Here is a 22931-nt window from a genome sequence, read left to right as displayed (position 1 = left end):
ACTTGGCCCCGATAGGGTGACACCCCGGGATGATCACCTATCGCGCAAGGGGTAAAGCTGTGCCCGCATCACGTCTCAGCCGTACGCCGCTCCCAGGCATCGGCATCCGGTACGACCTGACGACCCGAGAACAACGGCGCCTGTCGGTGGTCGCGCACCGGGACGGGGCACGGACGCTCAGCGCGTACCGTTCCGACGATCCGGACGAATGCGCTCTGTCGCTGCGGCTGAGTTCGGGCGAGGCGGAGGCGCTGATCGACGCGTTGATGCCGTCGCACCACAGCCCCAATCTGCTGCACACCACGGATCTGGGCCTGGTCGCCGAGCGGGTGCTGCTCTCGGCCACCTCGTACTGGAACGGGCGGCTCCTCGGCGAGACCCGGATGCGGACCGAGACCGGTGTCTCGATCGTGGCGGTCCTGCGGCGGGCCGACGCCATTCCGTCGCCCGCCCCCGACTTCCGCCTCTCGGGTGGCGACACTCTCATCGTGATCGGCACGCGCGAAGGCGTGGAGACGGCCGCGACGATACTCGGGCGGGAGTGATCGCGTGCATTCCGCTGTCTTTCTGATCGAGTTCGGCGCCATCATCCTGGCCCTCGGTCTGCTCGGCCGGTTCGCGGGGCGCTTCCGGTTCTCGCCGATACCCCTGTATCTCCTCGCGGGGCTCGCGTTCGGCGAGGGCGGGCTGCTCCCGCTCGGCGCGAGCGAGGAGTTCGTCGCCATCGGCGCCGAGATCGGCGTCATCCTGCTGCTGCTGATGCTCGGGCTCGAATACACGGCCAGCGACCTCGTCAGCAACCTCAAGACGCAGTATCCGGCCGGTATCGTCGACTGCACGCTGAACGCGCTGCCGGGCGCCGTCGCCGCGCTCCTCATGGGGTGGGGTCCGGTCGCCGCCGTCGTACTCGCCGGTGTCACCTGGATCTCGTCGTCCGGTGTCATCGCCAAGGTCCTCGGAGACCTCGGGCGGCTCGGCAACCGCGAGACGCCGGTCATTCTCAGCGTCCTCGTCCTCGAAGACCTGGCGATGGCCGTCTACCTGCCCATCATCACCGCCCTGCTGGCCGGTGTCGGGCTGGCCGCGGGCAGCCTCACGCTGGCCATCGCGCTCGGCGCGGCCGGGCTCGTCCTCTTCCTCGCGGTGCGCTACGGACGGCTCATCTCCCGCTTCGTCTCCAGCGACGACCCGGAGAAGCTGCTCCTGGTAGTGCTCGGCCTGACCATCCTCGTCGCGGGAATCGCGCAGCAGCTCCAGGTGTCCGCCGCCGTCGGCGCGTTCCTGGTCGGCATCGCGCTGTCGGGAGAGGTCGCCGAGGGCGCGCACTCGCTGCTCGCGCCGCTGCGGGATCTCTTCGCGGCCGTCTTCTTCGTCTTCTTCGGGCTGCACACCGATCCGGCGAGCATCCCGCCCGTGCTGCTGCCGGCGCTGGCGCTCGCCTTCGTCACCGCCCTGACGAAGATCGCCACCGGCTACTGGGCGGCCCGCCGCGCGGGCATCTCCGTCAAGGGCCGCTGGCGGGCGGGCGGCGCGCTGGTGGCGCGCGGCGAGTTCTCCATCGTCATCGCGGGGCTCGCGGTCGCCGCGGGCATCGAGCCGTCGCTCGGGCCGCTGGCGACGGCGTACGTCCTGATCCTCGTGATCATCGGCCCGCTGACCGCCCGTTACACCCAGCCCGTGGCGGGTTTCCTGGGCGGCGTCCTCGCGCGGCGCCGGGAGAGCGCCGACGCCGGGGCCGCGCGGGTGCCCGTCCCTCGGGAGGCGGTCGAGTCCCTGGAGGGGCAGGACGCGGGCGACCGGTCCTAGTTCCAGTACTGCTCCTGGCTCCAGTTACGGCGATTGCGGGACTCGGTGCCCGCCACCGCCCCGCCGCCTGGCACGATGCTCCCCATGACGTCAGGGCCCGCGTTCCGCCTCGCACGGGCCGCCGTGTTCGCGGCCGTGTGCGTGGTGGCGACGGCCTTCGGTCACGCGCTCATGTCGGGTGCCGCGCTGCCCTGGTGGGCGGTCGGCTACGCGTTCGCCGCCACGTCGGCCGCCGCCTGGTGGCTGACCGGGCGCGAGCGCGGGGCGCCGACAGTCATCGGCGCGACAGTCGTGGCGCAGCTGGGCCTGCACGAACTGTTCGGCGTGGCGCAGGGGATCAGCGCGCGACCGGCTCCCGCCGGTGACGGCATGAACCACATGAACCACGCGATGCCGATGCCGCCGCGCCCCGGCTCCGCGACGGCCACCATGTCCCATGAGGACATGCCGGACTGGCTGACGGCCGTCTTCGGGCAGAGCGGCTTCGGGATGTTCCTCGCCCACCTCGTCGCCGCGCTGATCTGTGCCCTGTGGCTGTGGCGCGGCGAGGCCGCGGCGTTCCGCACCGGACGCGCGCTCGCCGCGGCCGTCTTCGTGCCGCTGCGGCTCGTCCTCACCGTCCTCGTCGCGGCTCTCCCTCCGGCGCCGCCGCACGTCGGCGCGCTCGTGCCCGTGCCGCGGCTGCGGGGGGTCCTGCTCCAGTACGCCGTCTCGCGCAGAGGTCCACCGGTCCTTCCGGTCAGTTCCTGAAACCGCCCGCACCCCTCGGTGCCGGGCGGGTGTCCGGCGTTCGCGCCGCTCTCCGAACTCCCTTCACCGAAGGACCTTCTGCGATGACTCCTACCCTTTTGCGCTCCGGGCGCGCCACAGACCTGGCCCGTGACGACCTGCTCCGTGACGACCTGATCACTGAGTGGGCACTGGCGGCCCGCGACGGTGACGCCGAGGCGTTCGAGCGGTTCGTGCGGGCCACCCGGCGCGACGTCTGGCGGTTCGTGGCCCACCTCAGCGGCGATCTGCACGGCGCCGACGACCTGACCCAGGAAACGTATCTGCGCGCCCTGACGGGGCTGCGCGGTTACGCGGCCCGCTCGGGCGCCCGCACCTGGCTGCTCGCCATCGCGCGCCGCACCGTCGCCGACCGCTTCCGCACGGCGGCGGCCCGGCCCCGGATCGCCGACACCTCCGACTGGCAGGCGGCCGCGGAGCGCGCGCAGCCGCGCGGTCTGCCCGGGTTCGAGGAGGGCGTGGTCCTCCTGGACCTCCTTCAGGCGCTGGATGCGCCGCGCCGCGAGGCGTTCGTGCTGACGCAACTCGCCGGGCTGCCCTACGCGGACGCGGCGGCCGCCGCCGGCTGCCCGGTCGGAACCGTGCGCTCACGGGTGGCGCGCGCTCGGGAACGGGTGAGCGCGTTGCTGCTCGCGGCGGACCACACGGCTTGAGGACATGCCGCAGGCGGCTTGACGGATACGCCCCACGCGGCGTGCCGGATACGCCTCACGCGGCGTGCCCGACGCGGCTTGACGGACACGCCGCACGTGGCGTGACCGACACGCCCCACCCGGCGCCCGACGCGCCCAAGACGGCCTGACGGATACGCCCACGCGGCTTGCCCGACGCGTCCCGCCACCGGTCCCGCACCCCGTGCGGGTGCTGGTGGCGGGCGGGTGCGAGGGTCGTCTTCCTCGCCGCACTCGCCGGGTTCACGGTGGCGTCCGCGATCGGCGGCGCGGTGGGGCCGCTGCTGGGCGGCGTACACACCGAGTATCTGGGCTGGCGCTGGTGCCTGTACGTGAACCTCGCGTTCGCCGCGGTCGCCATGGCCGGCGGCGCGCGCCTGCTGCACGCGGGCGCGGGAGCAGTCGGCGATGCAGTCGTACGCGACCGCGTACTGGTGGCCGGCCCTCTTCTTCGCGGTCGGCCTGGTCGCCACCGTCGTCCTCCACCGCAGAGGGGCGCCGGCCCCGACCGAGGCGGGCGGCGGCCCCCGGCCCCCGGCCCGCCTCCGCGCGACGGCGGGACAGCGCGCCGCTACCGGTGCGTCTCCCGTACGAACAGGGTCACCGACACGCTCGCCTCGAAGCCGTTGCTCCGCATCAGCGCGGCCGACGCCGTGTTCCGGGACTCCACATCGGTCACCACGGCGCTCGCACCCGCTTCCGTGAGCGTCGCGCAGCAGGCCTTGACCAGGCGGCTCGCGACGCCCCGGCCCTGGTACTCGGGGGCGCTCGCGATCCACTCCAGGTTGCCCCAGTCGGTCCGCTGGTCGAAGCCCATCGAGCCGAGCACGAACCCGGCGAGCCGGTCCCCGTCGAGCGCCACCCAGCATGCGGACGCCTCACTGTCCAGGTGGCCCGCGATCGCCGTGAGCGACCAGGACGTGTACGGCTTCACCGATGTGTCGTAGACCTTGCGGCCCAGCGCGAGGACATCGGCCAGGTGGGTGGCCGTCATCGGCGCGAGGCCGATCGCCGGGCGCGGCGGCGCGGCGGAGGTGGACGTGGACATGGGGCCTCCCAGGGGGCCGGATGCGGCGCTCGGCAGCGGCTTCGTCTCCCTCACGCTATGAGGCGGCTCCCGGTCACGCATGCCGAGCGGGCCGGAGGGACAGGGCGAGGGAGAGGCCGGAGGGAGAGGCCGGAGAGACAGGGCCGGGGCTCCGGGCGGCTACTCACGGGCGTATGAGGGGCGCGTAGGGCCGTCCGCGCCGCAACTCGCCCGAACGGCAAGTATGTTGATCAGTTGGACACCCGTTCTGGGCGTCTCCGCGAAACCCTTATCGTGGACCGCATGCCCGTTCCTGAACTGATCCGCATCGTGTCCCGCTCCTCCCCCATGGCCCTGGCCCAGGTGGAGCGGGTCCGCGCCGAACTCGCCACGCTGCACCCCGGCATCCGCACCGAGGTCGTGCCCGTCACGACCTCCGGGGACCGCTGGATGGGCGATCTGGCGCGCCTCGGCGGCAAGGGGGCGTTCACCAAGGAGGTGGACGCCGCGCTGCTCGCCGGTGAGGCGGATCTCGCGGTGCACTGCGTCAAGGACGTGCCCGCGGACCGGCCGCTGCCCGCGGGGACGACGTTCGCCGCGTTCCTGAAGCGGGACGACATCAGGGACGCGCTCATCCACCCCGGCGGGCTCACCCTCGACGAGCTGCCCGCGGGCACCCGCATCGGCACGTCGTCGGTGCGCCGCCGCGCGCAACTCGCCGCCTCGCACCCGGAATTGGAGTGCGTGCCGATGCGCGGCAACGCGGGCCGCCGCCTGGAGAAGCTCGCCGCGGGCGACGCCGACGCGCTGCTGCTCGCCCAGTCCGGACTTGACCGCATCGGCCGCCCCGACCTGGCGAGCGAGGTCCTGTCGGTGGAGACGATGTGCCCGCCGATCGGCGCCGGGATCCTCGCCCTGCAGTGCCGCGAGGACGACACCACGACCATCGAAGCGGTGACGGGCCTCGGCGACAAGAACGCCTGGCGCGAGGCGACCGCCGAGCGGATGTTCCTGCACGTCCTGCAAGGCCACTGCAACTCACCGATCGCCGGGTACGCCCGCTCGGAGCGCGGCGGCGACCTGTCGCTGCGCGCCTGCGTCTTCACGCCCGACGGCAAGACGGTGCTCAACGCGCACGAGTGGGCCGGCCCGCTCGACCCGGCGACGCTCGGCACGTCCGTGGCCGTCGCCCTGCTGCGCCAGGGTGCCCGGGAGCTGATCGACGGCATCGCGCACTGAGGAGCCAGCCCTGTCTGCCTGGGGGGAAACCCCCAGATCAGAAGGGGGAAAACCGTGTTCCTCGCGGGACCCGCGTCGGCCTAGCCTCATGTACATGCAACTGCACAACCACATCCACGACCACGTGCGAGAAACGGCCGGCGCACCCCTCACCCGGCGGGCGTGGCGCGAGGCGGCGTACTGCCTCATCGGCTTTCCGCTGGGGCTCGCGGGTGGCGTGGTCCTCGCGGTGGTGCTCGCCCTCGGCGCCGGGCTGACGCTCTCCCTGGTGCTCACGGTGATGGGCGTGCTGCTGCTCATCGCGGGGCTGCGTCTCGCCCGCGCGCTGGGCGGCGTCCACCGTCGCCTCGCCGCGGCGCTGCTCGGTGAGCGGACGGCCGCGCCGCCGCCGTTCCGCCCGGGTGACGGCCTCGTGGGGCGGCTCGACGCGCGGCTGCGGGACGGCACCGGCTGGCGGTCGGCGACCTACGTCCTCACGAAGCTGCCGGTGGGCGCACTCGGCGCGTACGCCGTCCTGTGGTGGGTCACGGGCCTGGTGAACGTCACCGCTCCGCTTCGCTGGGCGCTGTTCGGGCAGCACCCGCAGGCCGGTGACCCGCAGGGCATGCCGGTGCTCACGCCCGTGCCGGTCGGCGGCCCGACCGCGGACACCTTCGCCGGGACCTGGCTCACGGTCCTGACCGGCGTCGCCACCCTGCTGTGCGCCCCCTGGGTGACCCGGCTCGTCGTCGCCGGCGACCGCTGGCTGATCCGGGCCCTGCTGGGGCCGGGCCGGCTCGCGGACCGCGTGCGGGACCTGGAGGAGACGCGCGCACTCGCCGTCGACGACTCGGTGGCTCTGCTGCGCCGGGTCGAGCGCGATCTGCACGACGGCGCGCAGGTCCGTCTGGTCGCGGTGGCGATGGGCCTCGACATGGTCAAGGAACGCCTCGACGCCGGCCGGCCCCTGGACGTGGCACGCGTCCGCCAACTCGTCGAGGGCGCGCACCGGAGCGCCACCGAGGCGCTCACCGAGCTCCGCGACCTGGCCCGCGGCCTCCACCCGCCCGCCCTGGACGACGGCCTGCCCGACGCGCTCGCCACACTCGCCTCGCGCAGCACGGTGCCGGTCGAACTGACGGCGGACGTACCCGTGCGGCCGACGCCGGCGATCGAGACCATCGCGTACTTCTGTGCCGCCGAGCTCCTGACCAACGTCATCAAGCACAGCGGGGCGCGCCGGGCCGCACTGACCGTGACCCAGCGGGAGGGGGCGCTGCGGCTCCACGTCAGCGACGACGGGCGGGGCGGCGCCGCCTTCGGCGCGGGCAGCGGTCTGACCGGGCTCGCGCAGCGCGTACGTACGGTCGACGGACTCATCGACGTACGCAGCCCCGAGGGCGGCCCGACGGTGGTCACCGTCGAGCTGCCGCCGCACGCGTGAGAGCATGCGGGCCATGCGTGTCGTGATCGCCGAGGACGCCGCCGTGCTGCGGGAGTTGCTGGCCCGGATGCTCGCCGACCGCGGGCACGAGATCTGCGCCGCCGTGGGCGACGCGGACGCGCTGCGCGAGGCGGTGGCCGAACACCGCCCCGACGTCACGGTGGTCGACATCCGGATGCCGCCGACCCACACGGACGAGGGGCTGCGCGCGGCCATCGACATCCGTGGCGCGCACCCCGGCACGGGGGTGCTGCTGTTCTCGCAGTACGTCGAGACGAAGTACGCCACGCGGCTGCTCGCGGCGGGCTCGGCGGGCGTCGGCTATCTGCTCAAGGACCGGGTCGCGAACGTCGCGGAGTTCACGGACGCCCTGGAACGGGTGGCGGCGGGCGGCACCGCGCTCGACCCGGAGGTCGTCACCCAGCTCGCCGGCGCAGGCCACCGCGCGGCCGAACTGGCCCCGCTCACCACCCGGGAGCGCGAGGTGCTCTCCCTGATGGCGGAGGGCCGCTCCAACGCGTCGATCGCCCAGGCCCTCTTCGTCTCGCCCGGCACGGTGGAGAAACACGTGGCGGCGGTCTTCGGCAAGCTCGGCCTCCCCGCCTCGCACGATCACAATCGGCGGGTCCTCGCGGTCATCCGGTATCTGCGGCCTTGAAGGGCGTCGAACGGCCTTGAACGTCCCGCAGGACAAAGGCATATGCCGCGAGCAACACCGTATCGGGTGTTGCCAAATCCCTTACGGACCCCCTTCTGCTGTGCGAAAGTCATTAGCGGTCCACCATCCGCCAAGTTGGTCGCACCGCACCTTCACCGGAGCACCCCATGCCGTCCCATGTCTTCGCGGACCACGCCGCCGCCCAGCCGCCCGAGCGCGGCACGGTCGACGCGCTGATCTCGCAGACGCGTCGGCTCCGCGGCGAGGTCGACGCCGTCCGGCGCGACGCCGTCAGCGACCGGGCGGACCCGGCGGGGCGCTGGCAGCGGGCCCTGTGCGACCTGGCGGTGCACCAGCTCGACGACCTCGATGACCATCTCGCCCAGCTGCGGGACGGCCCCCCGCGGGTGGGAGGGGAACCCGCGGCGCCGACCGCTCCCGCGCCCACCGAGTTACGCGGAAGCTCGCTCCTGAGCCGGGTGGGCAGCGCCGAGTGGAACCTCCTCACCGACGAGGCCAGCTGGTCCTGCGAGCTCTACCAGATCCTCGGCCGCGACCCGGCCGCTCCCCCGCTCTCCCTCGACGAACTCCCCTCCCTCGTGCACTCCGACGACCAGCCCCTGCTGACCGCGATGGTCACGGACTGCCTGATCGACGGAAAGCCCATCGACGGCGAGTTCCGCATCGTGCGTCCCGGCGGGGGCGTGCGCCAGGTGCACATGATGGGCGAGCCCGTGCTCGCCGGGGACGGCTCCACCGCCTCCATGTGGGCGGTCCTTCGGGACGTCAGCGAACTGCGTCGCAGCCAGCGCGTGCTCCGCGAGACCCATGACTCGCTGCGGCGCCGGCTCGACACGGCGGACGCCGGACACCGGTTCACGGTCGAACCGCGGGAGACGGACCTGCCGCCGTGGCGAGACGCGCTGCGCTTCCCGCGAGGCACCCCCGCACGGCTCGACCTCGCCGCCCACCACCTCCCCTCCTCACTCGGCGCGCCCGCCGGCGGCGACTGGTACGACGCGATGGAACTCCCCGACGGTCACGGCCTGTTGAGCGTCGGCGACCTCACCGGGAACGGCGTCACCGTCACCGCCGGCATGGCGATGCTCCTCGGCGCGCTGCGCGGCATGGCGGTCGCGGGAGCCCGGCCCGGCAAGCTCATGGGCTGGCTCAACGACCTCCTTGACGCCACGGTCCAGCCCGCCCTCGGCAGCGCGATCTGCTGCCGCTACGACCCCGACACGCGCCTGCTCACCTGGGCGCAGGCCGGGCACCCCGCCCCGCTGCTGTTCCGCGACGGGACGGGGCGCGCGCTGACGCCACCGGTCGGCGTGCTCCTCGGAGCCACCTCCGGAGCGGTGTACGAGCAGGCCGAAGAGCAACTGCGGCCCGGGGACCTGTTATTACTGCACACCGATGGTCTGGTGCCACGGCATGACAGGGACGCGGCGACGGGCCGGCTGCTCTCCCTCGCGCCCCGCTTCGCGGAGCGGCGTACGGCACGGGAGTGCGTGGAGACCGTCGTCGAGGAGTTCGGCGGGGCCCTGCGCGAGGACGACGCCTGCCTGTTGATCGCGCGGTGCTGAGTCCTGTTACGCCCTCGCTGTCCGGCCCGCCCGCTTGGCCCCCTTCGGCAGCGCGAGCTTGATCTCCTCGCGCAGGTCCTGGATCTTCGGATATCCGGCGTACTGCGCCGTCAGCCGGTACATCTCCCGGAGCCGGTCCCAGGTGCGGTGGGAGGAGTTGGCCCCCATCGACACCAGCGCGAGTCTCGCGTACCGGTCGGCCTGTTCGGGGTCGTCGGCGATGAAGCAGGCCGACGCCAGCGAGAGATAGTCGAAGATCTGCGAGCGGTCACGGCCCCTGGACCGCAGCTCGATGGCCTCCTTGGCGTGTCGCTGCGCGGTGTTCGCCGCGGCCGGTTCGTGGTCGGCGAGGGTGCGGTAGGCCAGGGCCTGCATGCCGTGCAGGTCGGCCTCGTCGAACATCTGCATCCAGCTCGGCGGGGGCACGTCGCCCTTGTCCGAGACGAACAGGTCCTCGGCGAGGCCGAGCGTGCGCCGCATCGCCTGACCGCGCCCCATCGACGCCTGCGCCCAGGCCTCGATGGTGTACAGCATCGCCTTGGTGCGGGGCAGCGCCTCCTCCCCCGCACCCGACTTGGCGAGCTTCATCAGGTCCAGGGCGTCGTCCGGCTTGCCCAGGTGCACCATCTGGCGCGCTGCCCGCGAAAGGGCCTCCCCCGCGCGAGGGCGGTCACCGCCCTCGCGCGCCGCGTGCGCCGCGATGACGAAGTACTTCTGGGCCGTGGGCTCCAGGCCGACGTCGTGCGACATCCAGCCCGCGAGGACGGCGAGGTTGGCGGCGACGCCCCACAGGCGGCGCTGGAGATGGTCGGGGTGGCGGTAGGCGAGCATGCCGCCCACCTCGTTGAGCTGGCCCACGACGGCCTTGCGCTGCAACCCGCCGCCGCGGGCCGCGTCCCAGGCGCGGAACACCTCGACCGAGCGCTCCAGCTCCTCGATCTCCGGTGACCCGATGGGGGCCGCCTCATAGCGGTCGAATCCGGCGGGGTCGGCGTACAGGGGGTCGCTGATACGGGGGGCGTCGGCCGCGAGGGCCGGGTCGGTGTGCAGCCAGTCGTGCATGGCGCTGCTGAGTGCGGAGCCTGCGGCAAGCGCGGCGCCCGCGCCCACCAAGCCGCGTCGGTTGAGCATGAGGTCCATTCCCGTGAATTCGGTGAGGACCGCGGCTGTCCGCTCGGGCGCCCACGGCACGCCGTCGGGGTGCTCCGCACTCCCGTCGTCGCGCCGCTTCCCTGGACGCCCGTGCCGGACCAGACCTAGATCCTCAGTGGTCACGACACGGCCGAGACGCTCGGTGAACAGAACAGCCAGCACCCGGGGCACCGGATCGCGCGGGATCTCCCCCATGTCGATCCACCGCCGCACCCGCGAGGTGTCGGTGGCCAGCTGGGAGTGGCCCATGGCCGCCGCCTGCCGGTTCACCAGTCTCGCGAGCTCACCCTTGGACCAGCCGGCCAGGCCGAACAGATCCGACAGGCGGGTATTGGATTGTCCGTTCACGTCAAGCCCCCAGGTTCTCGGCTGAGTTGACAGTAACCGCCTGTCAGTTGCTGAGCGACTATTCGCCAGGGTTCGCCAGGGTGCGCCACATGGTGTGCCAGGGGACGCCGGGTGTCAGGTAGGAGTGCGCCACCCCGACCCGGTCGCCGCGAGGTACTCCCCAGGGTGCTCCCCACGCGATCGGGGCGGGAGGCGCACGCAATCCACAGGCACACGAAGGGATCTGTATCGCCCATGTACGCAGCATCGTCCTCCGTGTCCGCCCCGCCCCGGCCGCTTCGCCCGCGCCCCCCGGCCCCCCGTGGCCGCGAGGTGCCCCCTTCCTCGGGCGGCCCCTATCTGGAACCGGTGCGGCCCTCCGCCGCGCAGCTCGGTGCCGGCCGGACGCGTCGCGCACCGGGATCCGGCGCACAACCGCTCAGCGGGAGACTCGACTTGTCCGGCCCCCAGGGGGCGCAACTGCGTACCGCGATCGCCTCGGTGCACCGCATCTGTCCGGAGTTCAACCCCGTGCAGGTGCTCCGCCGGAGCGGCCGCACCGTACTGCTCGTCGGTACGGCAGGACGCGGTGCCGCCGTCGCCAAGTGTTTACTGGACCACTCTTCCCTGTGGGCCGACCGGATCCGGCACGAAATAGCTGCCTACCGCTCGTTCGTCCGGCACCGCCCGCCGGTCCGTGCGCCTCGGCTGATCGCCGCCGATCCCGAGGACTGCACACTGGTGATCGAGCGGATGCCGGGACGGGTGGCGGCACTGCAGCGGCATCCGGTCGAGGCCCCGCCGCGGGCGGACATCCGGGCGGCGCTCGGCTCCGTGCTGCGCCTGAACCAGTGGCGGCCGCCGGCGGAGATGTTCGGCAGGCCGATGGACTACGGCAGGCGGATCTCCCGCTTCCACGAGCTGGGCCTGCTGACGGACCGCGACATGGGCGACCTGCAGAAGCTGCTGCACGGCATCGCGCACTCGGCGGTCCACCAGGGAGAGGGCCCCGAGGCCATGTGGCAGTTCTGCCACGGCGACGCCCTGCTGTCGAACATCCTGCTCTCGCCCGCCGGGCCCGTCCTGGTCGACTGGGAGCACGCGGGCTGGTACCTGCCGGGCTACGACCTGGCGACGCTGTGGACGGTCCTCGGCGACGCCCCGGTGGCGCGGCGCGAGATCAGTCAGCTGGCGCAGTCGGCGGGGCCCGCGGCGCGCGACGCGTTCCTGGTCAATCTCATGCTGGTGCTGACCCGCGAGATCCGTACGTACGAAACGGCCGTGCAGCGTTCGATGCACGAATCGGCCCCGGCGGCACCGGTCCCGGCCCACCCCGGTGCTGCGCCGTCCGGCGAGGAACAGCGGCTGCTCCTGAGGCGGCTGCACGACGACTGCCAGATGGCCCGCCGGGCCGTGCGAGCGGCGGTCGGCACTCGCTGACGGGGACCGGAGGTCCGCGGTACGCCCAGGACAGGGGCGCACCGCGGACTTTCGTATGCCTCTGGCCCATGTCGTCGGGAAGGGCATACCGGCCTATGCCGACACCGCCTCCTCCCCCTTCTCCTGGGCATGATTGACGGATCGTCGGAGAGCCGGTACCACTGACGCACGCCCGGCCCCGCACGCCCCGCCACGCTTCATCGGCCCAGGAGCCCCAGGAGGCTGCATTGCGAGGAACCACCGCCCGTACCTCGTCGGCGCGCGGACGCACCATCAGGACGGCGGGCGCCCTCGCGTCGGCCGGCCTGCTCGTGCCGCTGCTCGGCGCCGCCCCGTCATCCGGCGTTTCCCGAGAGCCGTCCACCACACAGCTGCAGGGCGCCTTCGCGTCCGCCGCCGCCGAGTACCGCGTGCCCCAGAGCGTGCTGCTCGGCGTCTCGTATCTGCAGTCCCGCTGGGACGCGCACGGCGGCGCGGCCAGCGTCACCGGCGGCTACGGCCCCATGCACCTCACCGACGCGCGCACCGCTCTGGCCTCCGCCCCGCACCACAGCGAGGGCGAGGAGGACCCGCGCGGCGACACCTCGCGCCCGATGCCGCCGCCCAAGGCGGAGATCCCGGAGGAGTCCGAACTCCCGGCGCGGCTCAGTACGTTGCCCCGCGCGGCCGAGCTGAGCGGCCTGTCGGCGGAGGAGTTGCGTACCGACACCGCCGCGAATGTGGAGGGCGGCGCCGCTCTGCTCGTCGCGGCCCAGAAGAAGCTCGGCAGGCCGCTGAGCGCCGACCCCGCCGACTGGTACGGCGCGATCGCCCGCTTCTCCGGCGCGGACGACGAGGCGACGGCGGCGACGTACGCCAATGACGTGTTCGCCGTCATCCGCGACGGCGAGCGGCGCACCACGGACGCGGGCCAGCGCGTGGCGCTCCCTGCGGTGCCCGGTCTGCGGCCCGACGCGGCGCAGCTGAAGCGCATGGGGCTGCGCGAGGCGGCCGCGGGTGAGACGGAGTGCCCGAGGACCGTGTCGTGCGAGTGGATCCCGGCGCCGTACGAGGAGTTCAAGGACCCCAACGGGAATCCGGACTACGGCAACCACGATCTGTCGAACCGGCCCAAGAGCCAGAGCATCGACTCGATCATCGTCCATGACACCGAGGGGCGGTGGGAGGGCGTCCTGAAGATGGTGCAGGACCCGACCTACGTCTCATGGCAGTACACCCTGCGCTCCACCGACGGCCACATCGCCCAGCACGTGAAGGCCAAGGACGTCGCCTGGCACGCGGGCAACTGGTACGTGAACGCCAAGTCGATCGGCCTGGAGCACGAGGGTTTCCTGACCGCTCCCGACACCTGGTACACCGAGGCGATGTACCGCACGTCGGCCCGTCTGGTGAAGTACCTCGCCAAGAAGTACGACATCCCGCTGGACCGCCAGCACATCCTCGGCCACGACAACGTCCAGGGCCCGGTCTCGTCCTCCATCCCGGGGATGCACACCGACCCGGGCCCGTACTGGGACTGGCAGCACTACTTCACCCTGCTCGGCAAGCCGTTCCACCGCACGGCGGGCCCGAACGGCGGTCTCGTGACGGTGGCCCCCGAGTACTCGGCGAACAGGCCGGAGTACACGGGCTGCGCCAAGCCCGGTGAGAAGTGCGTGCCGCACGGTTCGGCGGCGGTGCGGGTCCACACCGCGCCGCGTGACGACGCGCCGCTGATCAAGGACATCGGCAAGCGTCCGGGCGGCCAGGACTCGACGATCGACGTGAACGACGTCGGGGCTCGGCTCTCCACCGGTCAGCGGTACGCGGTCGCCGACCGCCAGGGCGACTGGACCGCCGTCTGGTACCTCGGCCAGAAGGCCTGGTTCAAGAACCCGAAGAAGCAGCCCACCGCCGTCGACGCGAAGGGGCTCGTGGTGACGCCGAAGGAGGGCGCGAGCGAGGTCCCGGTGTACGGGCGCGCGTACCCCGAGAAGGAGGCCTACCCGGCGGGCGTGCCCGTGCAGGCCGTCTCCCCGCTGCCGTACAAGATCCTGGCGGGCCAGAAGTACGTGATCGGCGACAAGGTGCCGGGCGAGTACTTCTACGCGCCGACGTTCGACACCACGCCGCACAAGGTGGTGCGCGGCAAGGACATGTACTACGTGATCCAGTACGGGCACCGCATCGGGTATGTGCGGGCGGCGGACGTACGGGTGGTCCCGTCGATGTCGTGACGCCGGACTTGGCGTGGGGGCAGACCTAGTCGAAGACGTAGCGCTGTCCGGCCCGCGCCCTGAACGTCGTCGTACCGCCTCTGAACAGGTCGCCGCGCACCGTGAGTTCGCGTGTGCGCGAGGCCTTCAGGACGATACGGGTGGCGCGGCCGGTCTCCCAGGTGATGTCGACGGTCGCGCCGCCGCGTGCGCGCAGGCCGCGCACCGAGCCGTCGGGCCAGCTCGCGGGCAGCGCGGGCAGGATCTCGATCGCGTCGTGGTGGCTCTGCAGGAGCATCTCGACGATGCCCGCGGTCGCGCCGAAGTTGCCGTCGATCTGGAACGGCGGGTGGGTGTCCCAGAGGTTGGGCAGCGTGGAGGACCTGAGCTGTTCGCCGAGCATCTTGTGCGCGTGGTCGCCGTCGCGCAGCCGCGCCCAGAAATTGATCTTCCACGCCTTGGACCAGCCGGTGCCGCCGTCGCCGCGCGCCGTGAGGGAGACCTTCGCCGCCTCGGCCCACCGGCTGCCGGGCTCGATCTGCCGGCCGGGGTGCAGGGCGTAGAGGTGGGAGACATGCCGGTGGTCGTCACTCTCACCGTCCATGTCGGCTTTCCACTCCTGGAGTTGGCCCCAGGAGCCGATGCGCAGGCCGGGGTCGAGGCCGTCCAGGGTCTTCTCCAGCTCGGCGCGGAAGGACGGCGAGTCGCCGAGCACCCGCGCCGCCTCCAGCGTGTTGGTGAGCAGGTCGTGGACGATCTGCTGGGCCATGGCGCCGCCCGCGGTGAAGTCGCCGTGCTCGGGCGAGTAGCTGGGCGTGGCGACCAGGGTGCCGTCGCGCGGGTCGGTGCGGAGGTTGTCGAGCCAGAACTCGGCGGCCTCCTTCATCGCCGGGTACGCGGTGGAGCGCAGATAGTTCGTGGAGCCGCCGAAGCGGTAGTGCTCGTAGAGCTGCGCGGTGAGCCAGGCGGCGGCCTCGGGGAACCAGAAGGCGGTCGACCAGTCGTGGACCCCGGTGAAGCCGTAGGGGTTGGTCTCGTTGTGCGCCACCCAGCCGCGGCTGCCGAACATCTCCTTGGCCGTGCGCCTCCCGGGCGTGCGCAGGGCCTCGACGAAACGGTCGTACGGAGCGGTGGTCTCCGCCAGATTGGCGGCCTCGGCGGGCCAGTAGTTCATCTGGAGGTTGATGTTGGTGTGGTAGTCGGCCGACCAGGGCGGGGTGGTGCTGTTGTTCCAGACGCCCTGGAGGTTGGCGGGCAGTGATCCCGGGCGCGAGGAGGCGATGAGGAGGTAGCGCCCGTACTGGAAGAACAGCGCTTCGAGCGCCCGGTCGGCGGCGCCGCTCGCTTCCCCGTCCTGCTTGTCCCCGTACTGCTTGCCCCCGTCCTGCTTTTCCCCGTACCGCTTGAGCAGCCGGTCGGTGGGGACGTCGGCGGGCAGGGCCTGGCCGAGGTCGAGGCCGACCCGGCCGAACAGGGCGCGGTGGTCGCGCACATGGCGGGCGCGCAGCGCCGCGTGGCCCGTCCCGATCGCCTTGTCGACGGCGCGGGTGACGGCCGCGTGCGGGTCTTCGCCCCGGTAGTCGGGGTAGGTGTCGGCGTAGTCGGTGCCCGCGGCGAGGACGAACCACACGTGGTCGGCGCCGGTCACGGTGACGCTGCCGTCGTCGTGCGCGACGCGTGTGCCGCCCTGGTGCCGGATCCGCAGCTGAGCCTCGAACTCCAGGCCGTTGTCGGCGAGTTGACCTCGTACGGTGATCCGGTCGTCGTCCGCCTTCGCGGTGAAGTCGGCGCGGGGCGAGGTGTAGCGGAGGGTGCAGGTGACCTGGGCGGCGCGGCCGGCGGAGAGGCGGCCGACGATCACTCGGTGCGGGTACGAGGCGAAGAACTCACGGTGGTGGCGCGTCTGTTCGTGGCGGTAGGTGACGGTCGCGAGGCCCTGGTCGAGGTCGAGGGCGCGGCGGTATGTGGTGGCGTCGGGGGCCGGGGCGCCGGGCACGTCGATGTGCAGGTCGCCGAAGGTCTGGTGGGCGCCGTAGCCGCGGCGGGACTGGCCGAGCCGCGCGGCGACCGCGTCGGGGGAGAGTCGGCTCTTGGCGTCAAGCTCCTCGCGCACGGCGTCGAGGGCGCCGGGTCTCGGGGCGCGCCAGTTGCCGAAGTCGTAGCCCTCCTTCGAGCCGGGGCCGCCGGTCCACAGGGTCTTCTCGTTGAACTGCAGCCGTTCCGAGGCGAGGGTGCCGAAGACCATGGCGCCGAGGGCGCCGTTGCCGATGGGCAGGGCCTCGCGCTCCCAGTCCTCGGCGGGAGCGGCGTACCAGAGGGTCGATTCACCCGATGTATCAGCCGCCTCGACGTCGTCGAGCGCCCCGCTTCCCGCCGCGAGAACTGCTGCGCTGCCGAGTGCGGACTTCATGGTGGTCCTTCGCGTGATCCCCTGAGTCATGACGGATCACGTTAAAAGTCCGATGACTGCCCTGACAAGACAGAAAACCGCCCCGCTCCTTGGACGGAACGGGGCGGTGCTTGGACGGAAGTGCGGGGTCGGCGGGGCGCTCGGGTCCGGCCGAGGGCGGTCAAGCCTGCTGGAAGAGTTCCGCGGGCAGCGGCTTCAGGAGGGCGTACAGGTCGTCGGTGATCGGCCGGTCCCAGGCGGCGATGGTCACCAGGACGTTGTCGCTGCGGTCGAACTGCACGCAGGAGATGCGGCTCTCCGAGAGCTTCAGGCGGCGCACGATGAGGAGGTTGTCCCCCTGCATCACCGGGATGTCCTCCGTCGAGACGACGGTGATCTCCTCGTCGTTCTCCAGGGCCAGGAGCAGCTGGGCCACCTCGAAGGGGACCTCGCCCTCGGCGGTCTCGCGCGCGGGGGAACCCTCGGGGAGGTTGCCGATGATCATGGCGGGGCCGCGCCCGCCGAACAGGTCGTAGCGCAGGAACACGCCCTGGCAGCTGCCGTCGGGGGCGGGCAGCAGACCCGCGCCGAGATTGCCGGGCCAGTCACCGGGATCCATGGCCAGTACATCGAAGTCCGGGCCCGCGGGGGTGGCGGAGCTGCGGCGGCGGAGGAAGGACATGCGCCCATGGTACGTGGCCGCCGACGTTTACCGACGCGGGGGCGCGGCTGGTCGGCGGGGGGCGGCGGGGCGGTGCGGGTCCATGGCCGGATACCGCACACCGAGTAGCCTCGCGGGGAGAAATCGGCGTGGGTGGGGCCGGTGGGGGGCGCTCGGTTGCGGGCTGAACCGGGGGCGAGATCGACGGCGCGGGGGAGGGGCGGGGGCAGAAGCAGGGACGGGGAGGGAGCAGGACAGTGGACGACCGCACGGACGGGGAGAGCGGCACGGGTGCGGAGACCGGCACGGGCGCGGAGGGCAGCACGGGCGTGGACACCGGCACGCGCGTGGACACCGGCACGGGCGCGGAAGGCAGCACCGGTGCGGAGGGCGGTGGGTGCGTGGGCGCCACCGAGCGTGTCGAGGGCAGTGGGCGCGTGGACGCCACCGGGCGGGTCGAGGGCGGCACGCGCGCGGGCGGCGGCACCGAGGTGGGCGGCCGCATGGCTGCCGGCCACCGTCTCACCGAGGACGACGACCGCGTACTGGCCGACCCCCGCACCGCCGCAGAAGACCACCACACCGGGAGCGAGACCCCGACTGCGGGCAACCGCACGGCCACCGATGACGCCCTGCCCGCAGGCACCCGCGCCCCGGCGGTCGTTCGCCCGGCCGGCGACCCCGCCACCACCAGCGCGGTCTGCCCCTGCTCCGCCGCGTCGACCTCCGCGGGAATCAGGTGCGCCATCTCCCCGACTGGCTGAGCGAGTTGCCGTCCCTGGAGAAGCTGGACCTCCGATGGAACGACACCCACGTCCACGAGGACCTCCTCCGGACGCTTGAGGGCAAGGGCTGCGTCGTACTCCGCTAGCCCAGGCACATCAGCGCGGCGAGCACGCTCTACGTCAGATCGAACTCCCCCGCACGCGCGCCGTGCACGAACGCCCCCCACTCCGCCGGAGTGAAGATCAAGGACGGGCCCTCAGGCCGGCCTCCGTTGCGCATCGCGACGAAACCTTCGACGAAGGCGATCTCCACGTCCCCGCGCCCTTCGCTGCTCGATCGCCAGTCGGCACTGCTGAGGTCGAGCTCCGGCTTGTCCCAGCCCGCGAATGGATGCTGCTGAATGGTGCCTTCGGCCACGTCCGTGCTCCTCCCAAATGCGTCGTCCGGCGTCAGCCTAGCTTTCGCTTCGGGCGCCGGACAGGTCGCGGAGCAAGGAGTGCGCTCCGTCCGGCGCGCCGGTGGCGTCAGGTGGTGGGCGGTTCGGCCCCGACGAGCCACATCGAGAAGAACTGGGCGCCGCCTCCATAGGCGTGCCCAAGTGCCTTGCGCGCCCCCGGTACTTGGTGCTCTCCCGCCTGACCGCGCACCTGAAGTGCCGCCTCCGCGAAACGGATCATGCCGGAGGCGCCGATGGGGTTGGTCGACAGGACGCCGCCGGACATGTTCACGGGGAGGTCGCCGTCCAGTTCCGTCACGCCGGACTCGGTGAGCTTCCAGCCCTCGCCCTCCGCCGCGAAGCCGAGGTTCTCCAGCCACATCGGCTCGTACCAGGAGAACGGCACGTACATTTCGACGGCGTCGATCTCCCGGCGGGGCTCCGCGATGCCCGCCTGACGGTAGACGTCGGCCGCGCAGTCCTTGCCGGCCTGCGGGGAGACGAAGTCCTTGCCCGCGAAGAGCGTCGGCTCGCTGCGCATCGCGCCGCCGTGCATCCAGGCGGGCGGCCGGGGCGAACGGGCCGCGCCCGCACGGTCGGTGAGGATCATCGCGCAGGCGCCGTCGGAGGACGGGCAGGTCTCGGAGTAGCGGATCGGGTCCCAGAGCATGGGCGAGGTCTGGACCTTCTCCAGGGTGATGTCGTGCTCGTGGAGGTGCGCGTAGGGGTTCTTCAGGGCGTTGCGGCGGTCCTTGTACGCGACGAGGGAGCCCACCGTGTCGGGGGCGCCCGTGCGCCGCATGTACGCGCGTACGTGTGGGGCGAAGAAGCCGCCCGCCCCCGCGAGCAGCGGCTGCTGGAAGGGGATGGGCAGCGACAGGCCCCACATCGCGTTGGACTCCGACTGCTTTTCGAAGGCGAGGGTCAGGACGGTGCCATGGATGCGGCCCGCGACGAGGTTGGCGGCGACGAGTGCCGTGGAGCCGCCGACGGAGCCGGCCGTGTGCACGCGGAGCATGGGTTTGCCGACGGCGCCGAGGGCGTCGGCGAGGTACAGCTCCGGCATCATGACGCCCTCGAAGAAGTCGGGCGCCTTGCCGATGACGACGGCGTCGATGTCGGCCCAGGTCAACTCGGCGTCTTCCAGGGCGCTTTTGGCCGCCTCACGGACCAGGCCCGCGATCGACACGTCACGCCGTGCGGCCACGTGCTTGGTCTGGCCGATTCCGACGACGGCGACGGGCTCCTTGCCGACCGAACCGCCCACCGAACCGCCCACCGAACTGCTCCCCGAACCGCTCATCGAACCGCTCATCGGGTCTCTCCTTCCAGGACGGCCACCAGGTTCTGCTGGAGGCAGGGCCCCGAGGTGGCGTGCGCGACGGCGCGGTCCGAGGCTCCTCGGTGGATGCGGGCGGCGGCCTCGCCGATGCGGATGAGTCCGGCGGCCATCATGGGGTTGGCGCCGAGCGCACCCCCCGACGGGTTGACCGCGACGTCGTCACCGAGCTTCAGGGCCTTGCGCAGGACGACCTCCTGTGCGGTGAACGGGGCGTGCAACTCTGCGGTGTCCACGGGGCGTTCGAAGGCTCCGGCGCGCTCGGCGGCCAGGCGCGTGGACGGTGAGTCGGTGAGGTCGCGCACTCCGAGTGCGTGGGCCTCGACGCGGTGGTCGATGCCCCGGATCCACGCGGGCCGCTCGCACAGCTCCCGGGCCCGCTCCCCCGCCGCGAGGATCACGGCGGCGGCTCCGTCTCCGACCGGCGGGCAGTCGCCGGTGCGCAGGGGACGTACGACGTATTCGCCCTGCGCGACCGAACCGGACAGCTGCGCGCGGGAGTTGGCGGTGGCGTCGGCCCGGCTGCGGTGGGCGATCCCGGCCAGCGCGGGCTCGTCGGTCTCGCCCGCGTCGATGAGCGCCTGAGCCTGGAGGGCGGCGAGCGCCACGGAGTCGGGCCAGAGCGGGGCGACGTAGTACGGGTCGAGCTGCCGGGTCAGTACATCGCGTACGGAGCCGGGCGAGGACTTGCCGTAGGAGTAGACGAGCGCGGTGTCGGTCTCGCCGGTCTGCAGCTTCGTCCACGCCTCGTACAGCGCCCAGGCGCCGTCCATCTCGACGTGCGACTCGGAGATCGGCGGCCAGGCGCCCACCCCGTCGAGCGCCATCGTGAAGGAGAAGGCGCGGCCCGCGAGATAGTCGCAGGAGCCGGAGCAGGTGAACCCGATGTCGCTGGTCTTCAGACCGGTGGCGGCCAGCACTTCGTGCAGTACCGGCATGAGCATCTCGACCTCGGACAGCTCGTCGGTGGAGCGCAGATGGTCGGTCTGCCCGAAGGCGACGACGGCGACGTCGCGGGCGGGCCGCGGCACGGACGGCTTGCGGGGCGGCGCCATCTAGATCAGCTCCTTGTACATGTCGTAGTCGGCGTCGGGCTCCCCCGTGGGCCGGTAGTGCTCGGGATAGCGGCCGCCTTCGGTCCACACCGGCTCGACGCGCAGGCCCATGCGGACCTCGTCGTAGGGGATGCCGGCTATGCGCGCGTGCAGCGCGAGGTCGGCGCCGTCCAAGGCGATGTGCGCGTACACGTACGGCACTTCGATGTCGAGGTTCTTCGCCTTGATGTTGACGATGCAGTACGTCGTGACGGTGCCGCGCGGCCCGACCTCCACCCGCTCCGCCGTGGCGACCCCGCAGGTGGGACAGGCGCCCCGGGGCGGGACGTACACCATGCGGCAGGAGGGGCAGCGCTCGCCGACGGTCTTCCGCTCGGAGAGGGCGTGGATGTACGCGGACTGGGCGCGGCCGGGCGAGTAGGTGTAATCGAGCCGGGCGGGCGCGACGATCCCGGTGACGGGTTCGGCGAACTCACCGCTGTGCGGCGCGCTTCGCCGGCCCCCGCCCTCTCCGTCGTACGGCTCGAAGCAGGCGATGTCCGTGATCGCGCCGACGCGTTCGGCGGCCCAGCGGATGCGGACGCGCATGCCGGTGCGCACGGCGTCCGGGCCGGGGGCGTCGAGGGCGTGCAGCAGGGCGGTGTCGGCGCCGTCCAGCTTCACCAGGACCCAGGCGAAGGAGGTAGCGAGGGGCTGGCCGCGGCGAGGCTCGTGGTTCCAGGCCCAGGTGGTGACGGTCCCCGTGGCGCCGACCTCGACGAGGTCACGTATCTCCTCGGCGGTCACGGGGTCGTACTCGACGGGCGGCACGAGCGTGCGTCCGTCACCGGTCTTCACACCGAGCACGGTGCGTTCCCGCAGCCCGGTCAGAAAGGCACTCTGCACGGGTCCGAGGGACCGCGTGAACGGAAACTCGACGACAAGAGGAGCACGGAGCACATCGGGGGACGGGCCGGACGCCATGGGCGAACTCCATTTCACTCAGGGGATGGAAGGAGCCCCGTAGGGGGCGCGGGGCTGTGCCACTGGCCTACGCCCGCCGGTACACAGGCGCCCGCTTCTCCGCAAAGGCTCTGGAGCCCTCCTTCGCGTCAGCGGTGTCGAAGACGGGCCATCCCCGTTCCAGTTCGGCCGCCAGGCCGTCCGTCTCCGTCAGCTCAGCGGCCTCGTACACCGATGCCTTGACCGCCTCCACGGCGAGTGGCCCGCATCCGTTGATCTGCTCGGCGATGACGAGCGCCTTCTCCAGTGCGGCGCCGTCCGGTACGACGTGCCCGACGAGGCCGATCGCGGCGGCCTCGGCCGCCGAGTAGGGCCGCCCGGTGAGCAGCATTTCGAGTGCGTGCGTACGAGGGATCTGGCGCGGAAGGCGCACGGTGGAGCCCCCGATGGGGAACAGGCCGCGCCGGACCTCGAAGAGGCCGAAGGTCGCCGACTCGCCGGCGACGCGGATGTCGGTGCCCTGGAGGATCTCCGTGCCGCCGGCCACGCAGTACCCCTCGACGGCGGCGATGACCGGCTTGCGGGGCCGGTGGTGGCGCAGCATCGCCTTCCAGTGCAGATCGGGGTCGGCCTTCATCCGGTCCCGGTACCGCTCGCCCTCCATCCCGCCGCCCGCGAGGGCCTTGAGGTCCATGCCCGCGCAGAACGCGCCGCCCGCGCCGGTCAGCACGATCGAGCGGACCGCGTCGTCCTCGTCGGCCGCCACCCAGCCGTCGTAGAGGCCCACGAGCATCGACAGCGAGAGGGCGTTCTTCGCTTCGGGCCTGTTCAGCGTGAGGATCAGTGTGGCGCCTTCGCGCCGCACGGAGAGGTGTTCCGTCCCACCCATGTGCCGTGCTCCCTCCATCGACGGCCACCGAACGGCCGGCCTGTCGCCTCCGGACCTGGAACAGGTTGCAGTAGGCGGGGAGCCAGTTCAATACTTTTCTGACAGTCAGTCAGTTTCTTTCTGCGAGAGCCCTTCCCACTCAGGGGAGCCTCTGCTCTGATGACCGCCAAGCCAGACGTCG

General features: G+C 72.2%; 21 protein-coding genes. 12 read left to right on the top strand and 9 right to left on the bottom strand.

The window, feature by feature from the left end; genetic code table 11:
• The first annotated feature begins 59 nt into the window (after positions 1 to 59).
• The 4 genes from ACWDZ7_RS18260 (at position 60) to ACWDZ7_RS18245 (ending at position 3248) form a co-directional block, all read left to right on the top strand.
• Positions 60 to 545, top strand: coding sequence for a cation:proton antiporter regulatory subunit (locus tag ACWDZ7_RS18260; protein WP_451798037.1), 486 nt, complete (start codon positions 60 to 62; stop codon positions 543 to 545).
• A gap of 4 nt (positions 546 to 549) precedes the next feature.
• Positions 550 to 1806 carry a cation:proton antiporter gene (locus tag ACWDZ7_RS18255; RefSeq protein WP_451798035.1) on the top strand — a complete coding sequence of 419 codons (1257 nt, stop codon included), beginning with the start codon at positions 550 to 552 and terminating at the stop codon, positions 1804 to 1806.
• A gap of 84 nt (positions 1807 to 1890) precedes the next feature.
• On the top strand, positions 1891 to 2556 hold the full coding sequence (locus tag ACWDZ7_RS18250) for a hypothetical protein (RefSeq protein WP_451798033.1): 666 nt from the start codon (positions 1891 to 1893) through the stop codon (positions 2554 to 2556).
• Positions 2557 to 2639: 83 nt separating this feature from the next.
• The gene (locus tag ACWDZ7_RS18245) at positions 2640 to 3248 is read left to right on the top strand and encodes a sigma-70 family RNA polymerase sigma factor (protein ID WP_451798031.1); all 609 of its coding nucleotides are present in this window, start codon (positions 2640 to 2642) and stop codon (positions 3246 to 3248) included.
• Between the two features lie 589 nt (positions 3249 to 3837).
• On the opposite strand, the gene ACWDZ7_RS18240 is transcribed toward ACWDZ7_RS18245, so the two are convergent.
• Complete coding sequence (locus ACWDZ7_RS18240; protein ID WP_451798030.1) at positions 3838 to 4314, bottom strand: GNAT family N-acetyltransferase; 477 nt, start codon at positions 4312 to 4314, stop codon at positions 3838 to 3840.
• Between the two features lie 282 nt (positions 4315 to 4596).
• On the opposite strand from ACWDZ7_RS18240, the gene hemC reads away from it, so the two are divergent.
• From hemC to ACWDZ7_RS18220, 4 genes are all read left to right on the top strand, one after another.
• On the top strand, positions 4597 to 5532 hold the full coding sequence (gene hemC, locus ACWDZ7_RS18235) for a hydroxymethylbilane synthase (protein WP_451798029.1): 936 nt from the start codon (positions 4597 to 4599) through the stop codon (positions 5530 to 5532).
• Positions 5533 to 5626: 94 nt separating this feature from the next.
• The gene (locus ACWDZ7_RS18230; RefSeq protein WP_451798027.1) at positions 5627 to 6955 is read left to right on the top strand and encodes a sensor histidine kinase; all 1329 of its coding nucleotides are present in this window, start codon (positions 5627 to 5629) and stop codon (positions 6953 to 6955) included.
• Positions 6956 to 6968: 13 nt separating this feature from the next.
• Positions 6969 to 7613 (top strand): LuxR C-terminal-related transcriptional regulator, encoded by a 645-nt coding sequence (locus tag ACWDZ7_RS18225; protein WP_451798025.1) that lies wholly within the window; start codon positions 6969 to 6971, stop codon positions 7611 to 7613.
• 167 nt (positions 7614 to 7780) lie between these two features.
• Positions 7781 to 9199 (top strand): PP2C family protein-serine/threonine phosphatase, encoded by a 1419-nt coding sequence (locus ACWDZ7_RS18220; RefSeq protein ID WP_451798023.1) that lies wholly within the window; start codon positions 7781 to 7783, stop codon positions 9197 to 9199.
• Between the two features lie 6 nt (positions 9200 to 9205).
• Here ACWDZ7_RS18220 and ACWDZ7_RS18215 read toward each other — a convergent pair whose 3' ends face one another.
• Positions 9206 to 10699, bottom strand: a complete 1494-nt coding sequence (locus tag ACWDZ7_RS18215; RefSeq protein WP_451798021.1) for a DNA-binding protein NsdB — start codon at positions 10697 to 10699, stop codon at positions 9206 to 9208.
• Between the two features lie 234 nt (positions 10700 to 10933).
• Here ACWDZ7_RS18215 and ACWDZ7_RS18210 point away from each other — a divergent pair, with 234 nt between their 5' ends.
• Positions 10934 to 12118: an aminoglycoside phosphotransferase family protein gene (locus ACWDZ7_RS18210; protein ID WP_451798020.1), complete on the top strand. Its 1185-nt coding sequence runs from the start codon at positions 10934 to 10936 to the stop codon at positions 12116 to 12118.
• Between the two features lie 227 nt (positions 12119 to 12345).
• Positions 12346 to 14334, top strand: coding sequence for an N-acetylmuramoyl-L-alanine amidase (locus tag ACWDZ7_RS18205; protein WP_451798019.1), 1989 nt, complete (start codon positions 12346 to 12348; stop codon positions 14332 to 14334).
• A 25-nt stretch (positions 14335 to 14359) separates the two neighbouring features.
• Here the strand turns inward: ACWDZ7_RS18205 and ACWDZ7_RS18200 are convergent, their stop codons facing one another.
• Both ACWDZ7_RS18200 and ACWDZ7_RS18195 read right to left on the bottom strand, forming a co-directional pair.
• Positions 14360 to 16723: a glycoside hydrolase family 95 protein gene (locus ACWDZ7_RS18200; protein ID WP_451798017.1), complete on the bottom strand. Its 2364-nt coding sequence runs from the start codon at positions 16721 to 16723 to the stop codon at positions 14360 to 14362.
• Between the two features lie 160 nt (positions 16724 to 16883).
• Complete coding sequence (locus tag ACWDZ7_RS18195; protein WP_451798015.1) at positions 16884 to 17384, bottom strand: hypothetical protein; 501 nt, start codon at positions 17382 to 17384, stop codon at positions 16884 to 16886.
• A 236-nt stretch (positions 17385 to 17620) separates the two neighbouring features.
• Between ACWDZ7_RS18195 and ACWDZ7_RS18190 the strand changes: the two genes are divergently transcribed.
• Complete coding sequence (locus ACWDZ7_RS18190; RefSeq protein WP_451798014.1) at positions 17621 to 18127, top strand: hypothetical protein; 507 nt, start codon at positions 17621 to 17623, stop codon at positions 18125 to 18127.
• Entirely contained in the window at positions 18103 to 18234 is a 132-nt protein-coding gene (locus ACWDZ7_RS18185; RefSeq protein WP_451798012.1) for a hypothetical protein, read from the top strand. The genes ACWDZ7_RS18190 and ACWDZ7_RS18185 overlap by 25 nt, the downstream gene beginning before the upstream one ends.
• A gap of 29 nt (positions 18235 to 18263) precedes the next feature.
• Here ACWDZ7_RS18185 and ACWDZ7_RS18180 read toward each other — a convergent pair whose 3' ends face one another.
• The 5 genes from ACWDZ7_RS18180 to ACWDZ7_RS18160 form a co-directional block, all read right to left on the bottom strand.
• A complete protein-coding gene (locus tag ACWDZ7_RS18180; protein ID WP_451513989.1) occupies positions 18264 to 18506 on the bottom strand; it encodes a DUF397 domain-containing protein in 243 nt (80 codons plus the stop codon).
• Positions 18507 to 18613: 107 nt separating this feature from the next.
• Positions 18614 to 19828, bottom strand: a complete 1215-nt coding sequence (locus ACWDZ7_RS18175; RefSeq protein WP_451798114.1) for a thiolase domain-containing protein — start codon at positions 19826 to 19828, stop codon at positions 18614 to 18616.
• A gap of 8 nt (positions 19829 to 19836) precedes the next feature.
• Positions 19837 to 20919 carry a thiolase domain-containing protein gene (locus ACWDZ7_RS18170; RefSeq protein WP_451798010.1) on the bottom strand — a complete coding sequence of 361 codons (1083 nt, stop codon included), beginning with the start codon at positions 20917 to 20919 and terminating at the stop codon, positions 19837 to 19839.
• Positions 20920 to 21882 carry a Zn-ribbon domain-containing OB-fold protein gene (locus ACWDZ7_RS18165; RefSeq protein WP_451798008.1) on the bottom strand — a complete coding sequence of 321 codons (963 nt, stop codon included), beginning with the start codon at positions 21880 to 21882 and terminating at the stop codon, positions 20920 to 20922.
• 67 nt (positions 21883 to 21949) lie between these two features.
• Positions 21950 to 22750 (bottom strand): crotonase/enoyl-CoA hydratase family protein, encoded by an 801-nt coding sequence (locus tag ACWDZ7_RS18160; protein ID WP_451798006.1) that lies wholly within the window; start codon positions 22748 to 22750, stop codon positions 21950 to 21952.
• Positions 22751 to 22931: the final 181 nt, after the last annotated feature.

The sequence above is a fragment of the Streptomyces sp. NPDC003032 genome, assembly GCF_053591415.1.
This window is presented reverse-complemented; position numbering and strand designations above follow the sequence as displayed.